The 12,131-nt window shown below is 70.5% G+C and carries 9 protein-coding genes and 1 pseudogene; 8 read left to right on the forward strand and 2 right to left on the reverse strand.

What is annotated here, in order from left to right; all coding sequences use genetic code 11:
• The 5 genes and pseudogenes from VF794_RS35680 to VF794_RS35700 form a co-directional block, all read left to right on the forward strand.
• Window positions 1-234, forward strand: a pseudogene (locus VF794_RS35680) (hypothetical protein); the annotation flags it as partial.
• Between the two features lie 211 nt (window positions 235-445).
• On the forward strand, window positions 446-3,073 hold the full coding sequence (cphA, locus tag VF794_RS35685; RefSeq protein ID WP_331117589.1) for a cyanophycin synthetase: 2,628 nt from the start codon (window positions 446-448) through the stop codon (window positions 3,071-3,073).
• Window positions 3,074-3,083: 10 nt separating this feature from the next.
• Entirely contained in the window at window positions 3,084-4,199 is a 1,116-nt protein-coding gene (locus tag VF794_RS35690; protein ID WP_331117590.1) for an amidohydrolase family protein, read from the forward strand.
• Complete coding sequence (locus tag VF794_RS35695) at window positions 4,196-5,026, forward strand: cyanophycinase (RefSeq protein ID WP_331117591.1); 831 nt, start codon at window positions 4,196-4,198, stop codon at window positions 5,024-5,026. The genes VF794_RS35690 and VF794_RS35695 overlap by 4 nt, the downstream gene beginning before the upstream one ends.
• A 45-nt stretch (window positions 5,027-5,071) precedes the next feature.
• Window positions 5,072-5,980, forward strand: coding sequence for a JmjC domain-containing protein (locus VF794_RS35700; protein WP_331117592.1), 909 nt, complete (start codon window positions 5,072-5,074; stop codon window positions 5,978-5,980).
• Here the strand turns inward: VF794_RS35700 and VF794_RS35705 are convergent.
• Together VF794_RS35705 and VF794_RS35710 are read right to left on the reverse strand one after the other, a co-directional pair.
• The gene (locus VF794_RS35705) at window positions 5,977-8,682 is read right to left on the reverse strand and encodes a PAS domain S-box protein (RefSeq protein ID WP_331117593.1); all 2,706 of its coding nucleotides are present in this window, start codon (window positions 8,680-8,682) and stop codon (window positions 5,977-5,979) included. The two genes, VF794_RS35700 and VF794_RS35705, sit on opposite strands and share 4 nt — an antisense overlap.
• Before the next feature lie 22 nt (window positions 8,683-8,704).
• The gene (locus tag VF794_RS35710) at window positions 8,705-8,980 is read right to left on the reverse strand and encodes a DUF2188 domain-containing protein (RefSeq protein ID WP_331117594.1); all 276 of its coding nucleotides are present in this window, start codon (window positions 8,978-8,980) and stop codon (window positions 8,705-8,707) included.
• Window positions 8,981-9,153: 173 nt separating this feature from the next.
• Here VF794_RS35710 and VF794_RS35715 point away from each other — a divergent pair, with 173 nt between their 5' ends.
• The 3 genes from VF794_RS35715 to VF794_RS35725 all read left to right on the forward strand — a co-directional run.
• Entirely contained in the window at window positions 9,154-10,206 is a 1,053-nt protein-coding gene (locus tag VF794_RS35715; protein ID WP_331117595.1) for a cyanophycinase, read from the forward strand.
• A 127-nt stretch (window positions 10,207-10,333) separates the two neighbouring features.
• Entirely contained in the window at window positions 10,334-11,449 is a 1,116-nt protein-coding gene (locus VF794_RS35720; protein WP_331117596.1) for a UTP--glucose-1-phosphate uridylyltransferase, read from the forward strand.
• Between the two features lie 32 nt (window positions 11,450-11,481).
• On the forward strand, window positions 11,482-12,131 hold a 650-nt coding region (locus tag VF794_RS35725), incomplete at its 3' end, for an alpha/beta fold hydrolase (RefSeq protein WP_331117597.1).

Raw genomic sequence — 12,131 nt, forward strand, 5'->3', positions numbered from 1 at the left:
CTTGGTGTGGCCAAGCTCATCCCCTTCACCATCCACGGCTCCATCGAGGCCGTGACCTCGGTGGCCCTGGTCGTCCTCCCCTTCCTGTTGGGATTCGCGGACGTCGTCCGGGCGCGTAACTTCTTCATCGTCTCGGGCATCGCGCTCTTCGCCGTCTGGTTCGTCACCAACTACCGGGCAGCCGAGCTTCCGACGCGGGGCGGCATCGGCATGCGGCGTCGCATCCACGTCTGAACCCTTTCCGGGTTCCCGCCAGGACGGAGGTCCGTGGTCTCCGTCCTGGCCCGAGGCTTCGTTGCCAGGGTGACAACCGATGCGTCTGCCGGGCTGTCTCTTGAACCCCAGGACAGGTGCAGGTCTCGGAGGGCAGGAATACCTCTGAAATCAGCCACACATCTGGCGACAGGACACCTTCATGAGTTCCCATGGCGTGACGATCCGCAGAATGCAAGCCCTGCGGGGTCCCAACCTCTATGCGTACAAGCCCGTGCTGCGGGTGGAACTGGACATCGGCCCCTTCGAGGAGCGCCCCAGCGACACCTTCCCAGGTTTCGTCGAGCGCCTGACCTCCTGGCTGCCCGGGCTGCACGAGCATGAGTGCAGCATCGGCAAGCCCGGTGGATTCGTGGAGCGTCTGCGGCGTGGCACCTGGCTGGCCCACATCACCGAGCACGTCACCATCGCGCTCCAGAACGAGATGGGCTTCAACGTGGGGTTCGGCCGGGCGCGGGGCGCGGGCCAGCGCGGCGTGTACAACGTCGTCGTCGCCTATGAGGAGGAGGAGCCCGCGCGCGAGGCCTTCCGGACCGCGTTGGAGATGACGCTCGCCGCCATGCTCGACGAGGCCTACGACGCGCCCGCGGCCCTCGAGCGCCTGCGCGAAATGGCCGATGACTACCGGCTCGGACCGAGCACGCGCGCCATCGTCGACGCCGCGCGCCGCCGCGGCATCCCCGTGCGCCGGCTCACCCCCACCGGCAGCCTCGTGCAGCTCGGCTACGGCATCCACCAGAAGCGCATCCTCGCCTCGCAGACGTCGGACACCTCCGCGCTCGCCGTGGAGATCTGCCAGGAGAAGCCCCTCACCAACCGCGTGCTGCGCAACGTGGGCATCTCCGTGCCCGAGGGGCAGACGGTGCGCTCGGCGGACGAGGCGTGGGAGGTGGCCCAGGACCTGGGCCTGCCCGTCATCCTCAAGCCGGAGGCGGGCAACCAGGGCAAGGGCGTGATGGTCAACCTGCGCTCCGAGGCCGAGGTGCGCGCCGCGTACGAGGTCGCCAGCCAGTTCCGGGGCGACGTGCTGGTGGAGCGGCACATCGAGGGCTCCGACTACCGCATCCTGGTCGTCAACGGGAAGATGGTGGCCGCGGCCCGGAGAGATCCCGCGCAGGTCATCGGCGACGGCAAGCGCACGGTGGCGCAGCTCGTCGAGGTGGTCAACCAGGACCCCCGCCGACGCCCGGGACACAGCAGCAGCCTCACCCGCATCCGGCTCGATGACGCCGCGAAGGTGGTGCTCGGGCAGCAGGGTCTCACCCTGGAGTCCGTCCCGGAGGCGGGCCGGGTGGTGATGCTGCGGCAGAACTGCAACCTGTCCACCGGAGGCACCGCCACGGACGTGACGGACGAGGTGCACCCGAGCAACGCGCGCATGGCGGAACTCGCCGCGCAGGTGCTCAACCTGGACGTGGCCGGCATCGACCTGCTCTGCAAGGACATCCGGCGCCCGCTGGTGGAGCAGGCGGGAGCCATCGTCGAGGTGAACGCGGCCCCCGGACTGCGCATGCACCTGGAGCCGACGAGCGGCCTGCCGCGTGACGTGGGCGGACCCATCATCGAGTCGCTCTACCCGGCGGGCGCTCCCTCGCGTATCCCCATCATCGCCGTCACCGGCACCAACGGGAAGACGACCGTCACCCGGCTGGTGGCCCACATGTTCGAGACGGCCCATCAGAACGTGGGCATGACGAGCACCGACGGGACGTACATCCTCAAGGAGCGCATCCTCGAGGGCGACTGCTCGGGCCCGAAGAGCGCCCAGGCGGTGCTCCTGCACCCGCGCGTGGAGGTGGCGGTGCTGGAGGTGGCGCGCGGAGGCATCCTGCGCGAGGGGCTCGGCTTCGACTGGTGCAGCGTGGGCATCGTCACCAACGTCAGCCCGGACCACCTGGGCCAGGGCGGCATCGACACCCTGGAGCAGCTGGCGAAGGTGAAGCAGGTCGTCATCGAGTCCGTGTCCAAGGACGGCGCCGCGGTGCTCAACGCGGATGACCCGCTGGTGGCGGAGATGGCGGCCGCGGCCAAGGGTCGGGTCGTCTACTTCGCGCGCAGCCCGGAGAACTCCGTCCTCCAGGCGCACCTGGCCCAGGGCGGCAGCGGCGTGTTCGTGGACAACGGGGCCATCGTCACCGTCCGCGAGGGCCGCCGTCAGGTGCTGATCGAGCTGGATCGCGTCGGCTTCACCGGCGGTGGGACCCTCCGCTTCCAGGTGGAGAACGCGCTGGCCGCCACCGCGGCCGCCTGGGCCGAGGGGCTCAACCCCGCGCTCATCGGGCGCGCGCTGACGACGTTCCGCATGGACATGGCCATGGCGCCGGGGCGCTTCAACGTGCTCGGGCTGGCGGGACGCCAGGTCATCCTGGACTACGGGCACAACGTCGCGGCCATGAGGGCCATCGCCGAGGCGCTGCCCCGGAGCGGCGACCGTCGCACCATCATGGTCATCGGCCTGCCGGGCGACCGCCGGGACGAGGATCTCCTGGCCACGACGCAGCAGACGCTCCCCTTCGTGGACGAGTACGTCTTCCACGACCTGAAGAACCGCCGCGACCGTGCGGAGAACGAGGTGCCCATGCTCATGCGCAGCTGCCTCGCGCCGGGTACGCCCCACGAGATCGTCCCGGACGCGCGGACGGGCATCCTCCGCGGCTTCGCCCGGACGCGGCCCGGCGATCGGCTCGTCATCATCGCGGACCTCGTGGATGAGGCCCTGGAGGTCATCCGCGAGCTGTCGTCGGAGGACGAGACCGCCACGGAGGCCTGCGAGACGCCGGTGACCCGGGCGTTCGAATAGGCGGGGGCTCATGCTCACCCTCATCCGCGATGGTGTGCTCCACACGCCCGCCCCGGCGGGCGTCCAGTCGGTGCTGCTCGTGGGGGAGCTCATCGCGCACGTGGGGCCGGTGGACGAGGCGCGGCTGACGTCCCTCGAGGTTCCCTGCGAGGTGGTGGACGCGAGCGGCTGTCTCGTCGTCCCTGGCCTCGTCGATCCGCACGAGCACCTCATCGGCGCGGGCGGGGAGAAGGGCTTCTCCACCCGGATGCACGAGGTGACCCTGGAGCAGCTCCTGCTCGCGGGCGTCACCACCGTGGTGGGCTGCCTGGGCACGGACAGCGTCACGCGGCACCTCGGCGCGCTGGTGGGCAAGGCCCGGCAGCTGACCGAGGGCGGGGTGAGCGCCTTCCTCTATACCGGGGGCTTTCACCTCCCGCCGCGCACCCTCACCGGCTCCGTGACGGAAGACCTGGTGCTCATCGACTGTGTCCTCGGAGTGGGTGAGCTGGCCATCGCCGATGCCCGCTCCACCCAGAACAGCGTCGCCGAGCTGGCGCGGGTGGTGGCCGAGGCCATGGTGGGGGGCACGCTCTCCGGAAAGGCCGGCGTCACCCACTTCCACACGGGACCGGGCCGTGCCCGGATGTCCCAGCTCCACCAGCTGCTGGACGAGTACGAGGTGCGGCCCGAGTGCCTCTACGCCACCCACGCCAACCGCACCGAGGCGCTGATGGACGACGCCATCGCCCTGGCACACCGGGGGGCCTATATCGACCTCGACACCGTGGATGGCGGGCTGGGGCGGTGGATCCGCTACTACCTGGAGCACGGCGGGCTGCCCGAGCGGCTGACGGTGTCCTCCGATGCCCACACCGCGGGGGCGGAGCCGGCCCAGCTCCACCGGGAGCTCGTCGCCTGTGTCCGCGAGCACGGCCTGACGCTGGAGACGGTGCTGCCCTTCTTCACGGCCAACCCGGCGGCGGCGCTGAAGCTGCGGCGGAAGGGGCGGCTCGCGCCGGGACAGGACGCGGACCTCGTGCTCCTGGACGCGCGCACCCTGGACATCCGTCACGTCTTCACGCGGGGGCGGCGGAGGGTCGGGGACGGGAAGCTGCTCGTTGCCCCGGAGGGCAGGGGGGCATGAAGAAGAAGCGCCGAGGCGAGTTGCTGGTGATTGGCGGCAGCGAGAAGAAGGAGTCGGACGAGGAGAAGGCCATCCTCCGGCAGGCCGCGAAGAAGGCGCTGGAGGAGGAGGGGGGGCGCATCGTCGTGCTCACCGTGGCCTCCCTGGAGCCCGAGCCGCTCGCGGAGATCTACCACAAGGCCTTCAGCCGGCTGGGCGTGCGCCACATGGAGGTGGTCGACATCCGCAACCGCGAGCAGGCCTACGCGCCGGCCAACGTGGAGAAGCTCGCGGGCGCCTCGGTGCTCTTCTTCACCGGTGGAGACCAACTCCGCATCACCAGCCAGATGGGGGGCTCGCCCCTGCTGGAGCGCATCTTCGCGCTGCACGAAGAGGGGGCGGCCATCGTCGGGACCTCGGCCGGCGCGGCGGCCATGTCCGAGACCATGCTCATCGGTGGACCCACCAACCGGTCCTGTCTCTCCACCCTGGCCATGGCTCCGGGGCTCGGGCTGCTCAAGGGCGTCATCGTGGACTCCCACTTCACCGAGCGGGGCCGCTTCGCGCGGTTGATGGGCGCCGTCGCGCAGAATCCCCACAACCTGGGTATCGGCATCGACGAGGACACCGCCTTCCTCGTGACGAACGACGACGAGGAGCTCACCGTGCTCGGCTCGGGCGCCGTCTATGTCATCGACGGCCGGGGCATCCGCTTCACCAGCCTCTCCGAGCGGCACCCCGAGCGGATCCTCACCGTCCATGACGCGCGCGTCCACGTCCTGGGCCGGGGCGACCGCTACAGCCTGAAGGAGCGCCGGCCCATCGTCCCGTCCACCGAGCGGGTATGACGCTCGCCCCTGGATTGTTCCGGGGCGCGGGTGCACGCTCCCCCCATGCTCATCGACACGCTGCTGGGCGATCTGCCTCGCTCCACCTTCCTCCAGGAGCACTACCTCCAACAACCGTTGGCGCGGCGCTCCTCGGCCACGCACCTGCGGGAGCTGGCCACCTGGGCCACCGTCGAGCGCCTCGTCGAGAACCCCGCCGCTGATCTGCTGCTGGTCCGCGACGGCAAGCTGTGGTCCGGCCAGAGGCCCACCACGGCCCGGGAGGCCCGTGTGCTCTTCGAGGACGGGTACTCGCTCGCCCTGCGGCACGCGGACCGGCACGACGCCGGCCTCACGGAGTTGGGGCGCACGCTCTCCGCCGAGCTCCAGGGCACCGTCAACCTCCAGGTCTATTGCACTCCGCCGGGCCACGGCAGCTTCGGCTGGCACTGCGACCCGGAGGAGGTCTTCATCTTCCAGACGGCCGGGGCCAAGCGCTACCAGTTGCGCGAGAACACGCTCAACCCGATGCCCCTCCTGGAGACGCTCAACGCCGCGCCGGACATCTCGCGAGAGACGACTCCCGTCCAGGAGTGCCGGCTGGAGGCGGGCGACTGGCTCTACATCCCTGGCGGCTACTGGCACGAGGTGAGCGCGCCGGAGCAGGAGTCCATCTCCATCTCGGTGGGCCTCATGCCCCCCACGCCCATCGACATGCTGGACTTCGTCCGCACGCACCTGCTGCGCTCGCGCTCCTGGCGGCGACGGCTGCCGCTGCTGGGGCACGCCTCCCCCCTCGGGGACGCGGAGAAGATGGAGGCCTACCGGGCCGCGTTCCAGGAGTTCGGGGACGAGCTGAAGCGCATGATGGACGACCCACGGCTGGCCGTCCGCTTCATGGCCGCCGCCGCCACCGCGGGCCTTCGCTCCTCGGCGCTCGTGGGGAGCCCGCGTCGCGACGACCCGGGACACTAAGAAGAGACGAGTCCCGCACGCCGCGGCAGGGACACGGTGAAGGTCGTGCCGTCCTCGTGAGAGGACGTCACCGAGACGGAGCCCCCGTGCGCCCGCACCACCTGGTCCACGATGTAGAGGCCCAGGCCCACGCTGCGCGCCTCGGACACCTCCGTCACCCCGCGCTGCATGGGCTGGAAGAGGCGCGGCAGCACCTCGGGAGGGATGGGCGCGCCGGCATTGTGCACCGCCAGGACGAGGTGCTCCGGCTCGCCACGCGTCTCGATGCGGACCTCGGAGGCTGGCGGGCTGTAATGCAGGGCGTTGGAGAGCAGGTTGCTCACCAGTTGCGCGAGGCGGTCCGCGTCCCACTCGCCCCCGCCGTCCCCCGTCTGCGTGAGGCGCAGGAGGCGGCCAGGGTGGGACACCTGGGACTCCTCCACCACCTGGCGCACGATGGCGTGGAAATCGCCGGGGATGCGCTGCGCCGTGAGGCCGCCGCCCAGGCGCGCCTGGGTGAAGTCCAGCAGGTCGTGAATCATCCGGTTGGCGCGTCCCGCCGAGGACAGGATGCGCTCCACGGTGCGCCGCTGGCGCTCCTCCACGTCGGGGCGACGCAGCAGCACCGCGGCTCCCATGGTGATGGCGGCGATGGGGGTGCGCAGGTCGTGGCTGACGATGCCGATGAGCTGCTGCTCGAAGTCCGCGCGCTCCTGCTCCAGCACCATCAGCCGCTCGGCCTCCCGTCGGGCGCGCACCTGCTCCGTGACGTCGAAGCTGAAGGCGTCGATGCCCACCACGTGCCCGGCCGCATCGCGCGCGGGCTGGTAGACCTGGCTGAGGAAGGCGTCCTCGAGGGTGCCCTCGCCGCGGCGGTCCAGGCGGATGGGCACCTCGCTACCGAAGAAGGGCTGGCCCGTGCGGTAGACGGTGTCGAGCAAGCCGATGAAGCCCTGCTGCACCACCTCGGGCAGGGCCTCGCGCACCGGCAGGCCCAGCAGCCTTCGGTTGGTGCCCACCAGCCGCTGGTAGGGGGGGTTGACCAGCTCGTAGACGTGGTCGGGCCCCCGCAGGAGGCAGATGGTGGCCGGAGCGTGCTCGACGAGCGTGGCCAGGCGCACGCGCGCCGTCTCCACCTCGCCCAGCAGTCGCTCGCGCTCGGCGTCGGCGGCGCGCTGGGCCGTGACGTCGAGAAAGGAGGAGACGACGCCCGCGGGCGTCGTGCCGTCCGGCTCGAAGAAGGGCTGGGCGTTGACGGACAGCCAGACGAGCCGACCGTCGGGGTGGTGCACGCCCAGGACGTCGCCCCTGATGCCCTGGCCCGAGCGCAGCGCGCGCATGGGCGGATGCTCCTCCCCCGGGTACGGGCTGCCATCCGTCCTCACCGGCCTCCAGCGGGGGTCCGCCGAGGTGCGCCCCACGAGTTGGTCCGCGCTCACACCCAGCAGCCGCTCGGCGGCCTTGTTGCTGAAGCGCAAGGTTCCCTGGGCGTCCTGAAGTATGACGCCTTCCTCCAACGCGGAGAGGATGATGGTGAGGCGCGTGCGCTCGGCCTCGGCCTGCACGAGGAACTCCTTGCGCTCGGCCTCGGCCGCCTTGCGGGCCGTGACATCCTTGAAGACGAGGGCTACCTGGCGCAGCTCGGGCGGCCCTACCCGGCTGGCGTACACTTCATAGAAGCGCCCCATGGCCGCGGCGTCACTCTCGAAGCGGGCGGACTGCCCTGTCAGTGCCACCTGCCCGTACGTCTCGAACCAGGAGGCGTCCAGGTCCGGGATGAGCTCGCGCGCCCTGCGGCCCACCGCGTTGCGCAAGCCCGTGTGCGTCTCGAAGGCGGTATTCGTCTCCAGGTAGCGGCAGTCCACCGGGTGGCCGGTCGCGTCGAAGTGCACCCGCAGGAGGCAGTAGCCGTCGTCGATGGACTCGAAGAGCGTGCGGTAGCGCTCCTGCGAAGTGCGCAGGGCGGCCTCGGCCTCCTCGCGTGCGCGCACGTCCTCGACGGCCACCACCAGGCCCACCACCGTGCCGCCGCGCCGCACGGGGCTCACGCGGTAGCGCACCGGCACCGGCTGGCCGTCCTTGCGCCACACCACCTCGTCGTCCGCCTCCGCGTACGTCCCCGTGCGCAGCACATGCAGGATGCGACACGCCTCCGTTGGATAGGGCGTGCCGTCGGCATGGGAGTGGTGGGTGAGGTCGTGCATGTCGCGGCCCAGCACCTCCTCGGTCGAGTCGTAGCCCAGCAGCCGCAGGCAGGCGGGGTTGACGAAGGTGCAGCGGCCCTCGGCGTCCAGGCCCCACAGCCCCTCCGCGGTCGACTCGAGCAGGCCCCGCATGCGCTCCTCGCGCTCTTGCAGGGCCTCGGCCTGCTGGCGCACGCGCACCAGGGTACGCGTGCGCGCAAGCAACTCCGCGTCGTCGTAGGGATTGTGGAGGTAGTCGTTGGCGCCCGCCGCCAGCGCCTGCTGCCAGTCCTCGCGCTCTCCGTCGGAGGTGAGGACAAGAATGGGGAGCGTCAACTCGTCGTAGCGCTCACGCAGGAAGCGGCACGTCTCGGGGCCCGAGCTGCCCGGTAGCCGCCAGTCCAGCACCAGGAGGTGGGGGGGGGCGCCGCCCCGCGACAGCCGCTCGAGCATGCCGCTGGCGTCCGGGAAGATGTCGACGGTGTAGGTGGCCGACAGCACCCCCGCGGCCCGCCTGGCCTCCGGCGGGCTGTCATCCACCACCCACACCCGCGCCGAAACCTCACGGCTCCTCGGGCACCTCGTAGGTGAAGCGCTCCTCCTCACCATCCACATACTGCACATGGAGGCCCGAGGGCTTGTGCTGGCGCGCCAGCCTGCTCCCCCGGTGGATGGCCTGAGTCACGGTGGGAAAGCGCTCGACCCGACGGCTGCCCTCGAGCCGGACGCACCAGCCATTTTTGTCAGCCGTCACACTCACCCACCGACGTCGGTGGAGGGAGCGAACCTCGGACTGCTCCTCCCACTGCTCATCCTTGATGCGAATCGCCAGGGTCATTCGACGGAATTCCTCTCAATTCCTTTGAAGACGGCTCCCAGGAATCTGTGTCGAGCAGGCGGCAGGTGCAGTTGTCCGCCAGATCAATCCTCCCCACACCCACCTTATTGGACTCGCGTCCAATACCCCTGGCTCCCTGTCAGCAAGACCGTTCCTGAAGAGGAGTGAATGACATGGCCCGAAGCACCAGCGGGACGAAACGGAAATCCAAGACCGGACAGGGCGGCAACGGGAACGGGAAGCTGGGGTCCGAGGGCAGGGCGCTGCGTCGGAGCCAGACGGCGCGGCCGAGTGGAGCCACCCGTGCACCCCCGGCCCGTGCCGCGGCGCCCACCGATGCCCGGCGGCCGGTCGCCGGGCGCCTCATCATCATCGGGGGCCACGAGGACCGGGAGAACGACCGGCTCATCCTTCGCCAGGTGACCGACTGCGCGAAGCGGGGACGCGTGGTGGTCTGCACGGTGGCGAGCGACGTGCCCGGGGAGCTCTGGAAGACGTACGAGCGCGCCTTCCGGGAACTCGGGTGCGCGGACGTCGTCCACCTCGACATCGAGCGCCGCGCGGACCTGATGCTCGACCCGCCCCTGCATCTGATTGAAGGAGCCGATGCCTTCTTCTTCACCGGCGGCGGGCAGCTCAAGATCACCACGCGCTTCGCGGGCACGCGCCTGTGCTCCGCGGTCGAGGAGTTCTACCGCAACGGCGGCACGGTGGCGGGCACCTCGGCGGGCGCGGCCGTCATGGCCGAGACGATGATCGTGAGCGGCCCCAGCGGGGAGACCCACAAGATTGGCGAGGCGCTCCAGATGGCCCCGGGGCTTGGGTTCATCCGGGACGTCATCGTCGACCAGCACTTCGCGGAGCGCGGGCGCATTGGCCGGCTCCTGGGCGCGGTGGCCCAGAATCCGCGCTTCATCGGCCTGGGCATCGACGAGGACACGGCGGTCATCGTCGAGCGGGAGGAGCGCTTCTCCGTCATTGGCGCGGGCGCCGCCTACATCGCGGATGCCGAGGACGTGACCTACACCAACGTGGCGGAGGAGGAGACGAGTCGGGCCCTCTCCCTCTTCAACGTCCGGCTCCACGTGTTGAGCCAGGGCGACAGCTACGATCTGCGGTCCCGCCAACCGACCCACCAGTTCGCCAAGGACGTGGATGAGCGACTCGCCAGGACCGATCCCCGCCAGAAGGGCGCGTCCCATTCGGAAGCGCACGCTGGAGCGTGAGTCCGTGGACCGGACGACAGTTCCTCGGGCGCCCACGCCCGGGGATGAAGCGTTTGGGATGGGTCCATGAGGTGAAGGCGTATTAGGAAGGTTCGCACAACCCCTTCCCTGCGATCAGGCAAACACCATGAATACGGACCTCGACAATCCCCAGCTCGCGCGTGACGGCTTCGACGCCCCGAGCTTTCGTGCGCTGCTCGACCGGTTCAAGCGTGGCGAGCTCATCGAGGCCCCGCCGCTCGCGGGCTCCCTCCAGCCGCTCCAGCCGGGAGACATCCAGCCGCTGCCGCGCGCGGGCACGCCCGAGTACGAGGACTGCCGCAAGCGCGGAGAGGAGGCGTTCCGTCAGGGCCAGGTGGCCGCGCTCGTGGTGGCGGGGGGCGCCGGCACGCGCTTCGGCGGTGGGGTGAAGGGGCTCGTCCCGGTGGTGGGCGAGCGCACCTTCCTCGACATCAAGCTGGCGGAGGCGCGCCGGCTGGGAGAGCGCTACGGGCGCCCGGTGCCGGTGGCGCTGATGACGTCCTACCTCACCCATGAGGACATCACCGCGCACCTGAAGAGCCGGGGCCTGGAGGAGAACGTCTACCTGTTCCGCCAGCGGATGCTGCCGCGCCTCACGTCGAGCGGCGAGCTGTTCCGGGACCCGCGGGGGCAGCTGTCCTTCGCGCCCTCGGGGCATGGGGACGTCTTCCGCGCGCTGCGCGAGAGCGGGGTGGGGGAGGAGCTGCGCAAGCGGGGCGTGCGCCACGTGTACTTCTCCAACGTGGACAACCTGGCGGCGACGTTGGATCCGGTCGTCATCGGGCTGCACCTGAAGATGGGCAAGGGCATGACGGTGGAGGTGACCCCGCGCACCAACCCCAGCGGCGCGCTCGACGCGGGCGCGGCGCCGGTCCGCCTCAAGGGACAGCTCCAGCTCGTCGAGAAGGTGGACCCCACCCAGCACGCGACCATCTCCACCAACAACATCACCTTCGTGCTGGAGGAGATGATCGGGAAGGAGATTCCGATTCCCTACCGCGTGGTCTCCAAGAAGGTGGATGGCCAGCCCGTCATCCAGCTGGAGCAGGTGACGGCCGAGGCCAGCAGCCTCACCCGGGCCGATGGTCAGCCGCTGCTCCCCGTGGCCTTCATCGAGGTGGAGCGCGTGAACCCGGAGACCAGCCGCTTCGAGCCGGTGAAGGCACCGGATGACCTCCCGCGCGTGGCGGAGCGGCTCCGCGAGCGCATCGAGGCCCTCTAGACGGCCCACGGAGTGGTCCCCAGATTGGGGGCATGACGCTTCGCACGCACGTCGGGTTGCTGCCTCCGCGCATCGCCCGGCGCTGGGTGGAAGTGGACGGCGTGCGCGCACAGGTGCTCGAAGCGGGTGAGGGGCCGGTGGTGTTGCTGCTCGCGAGCATGCTGGTGCGCTCGCGCAGCTACCTGCCGCTCATCCGGAAGCTGGCGGCGCACTTCCGCGTCCTGACGGTGGAGCTGCCGGGCTCCGGTCGCTCGGCGTCCGTGCCGCGGCCCTGGTCGCTCAAGGAGCATGCGCGGTGGACGGCGCGGCTGATGGAGCAGCTGCGGCTCCAGCGCGTGCTGCTGGTGGGCCATTCCAACAGTGGAGGCGTGGCGCTGCTGGTGGCGGCCCGCCATGGGGAGCGCGTGGAGCGGCTCGTGCTCGCGGATACCATCGGCGCCCGGCGCCAGCGCTCCATTCCCCGCGTGGTGGGCGCGCGGCTGGTGGATGCGTGCCTCGAGTGGGGCCTCAACCTGCGCGCCTGGTGGCACATCCTCCACAACGTGCTCCTCCATACGCGCTCCTTCCTCCATCAGGTGAAGGTGGGAAGCCGGGCGGCGCTCCTGCGGTGGGCTCCCCAGGTGCGGATGCCGGTCCTGCTCGCGTGGGGCCGGAGGGACCACACCATGCCCCTGTCCTGCGC

The sequence above is a fragment of the Archangium sp. genome (assembly GCF_036389735.1).
Lineage (GTDB): Bacteria > Myxococcota > Myxococcia > Myxococcales > Myxococcaceae > Archangium.

Coding starts and splice junctions, on each gene's coding strand:
- VF794_RS35715 (WP_331117595.1), top strand. CDS start 9,154: ATGGCCCGAAGCACCAGCGGGACGAAACGGAAATCCAAGACCGGACAG.
- VF794_RS35720 (WP_331117596.1), top strand. CDS start 10,334: ATGAATACGGACCTCGACAATCCCCAGCTCGCGCGTGACGGCTTCGAC.
- VF794_RS35710 (WP_331117594.1), bottom strand. CDS start 8,980: ATGACCCTGGCGATTCGCATCAAGGATGAGCAGTGGGAGGAGCAGTCC.
- VF794_RS35700 (WP_331117592.1), top strand. CDS start 5,072: ATGCTCATCGACACGCTGCTGGGCGATCTGCCTCGCTCCACCTTCCTC.
- cphA (WP_331117589.1), top strand. CDS start 446: ATGCAAGCCCTGCGGGGTCCCAACCTCTATGCGTACAAGCCCGTGCTG.
- VF794_RS35695 (WP_331117591.1), top strand. CDS start 4,196: ATGAAGAAGAAGCGCCGAGGCGAGTTGCTGGTGATTGGCGGCAGCGAG.
- VF794_RS35690 (WP_331117590.1), top strand. CDS start 3,084: ATGCTCACCCTCATCCGCGATGGTGTGCTCCACACGCCCGCCCCGGCG.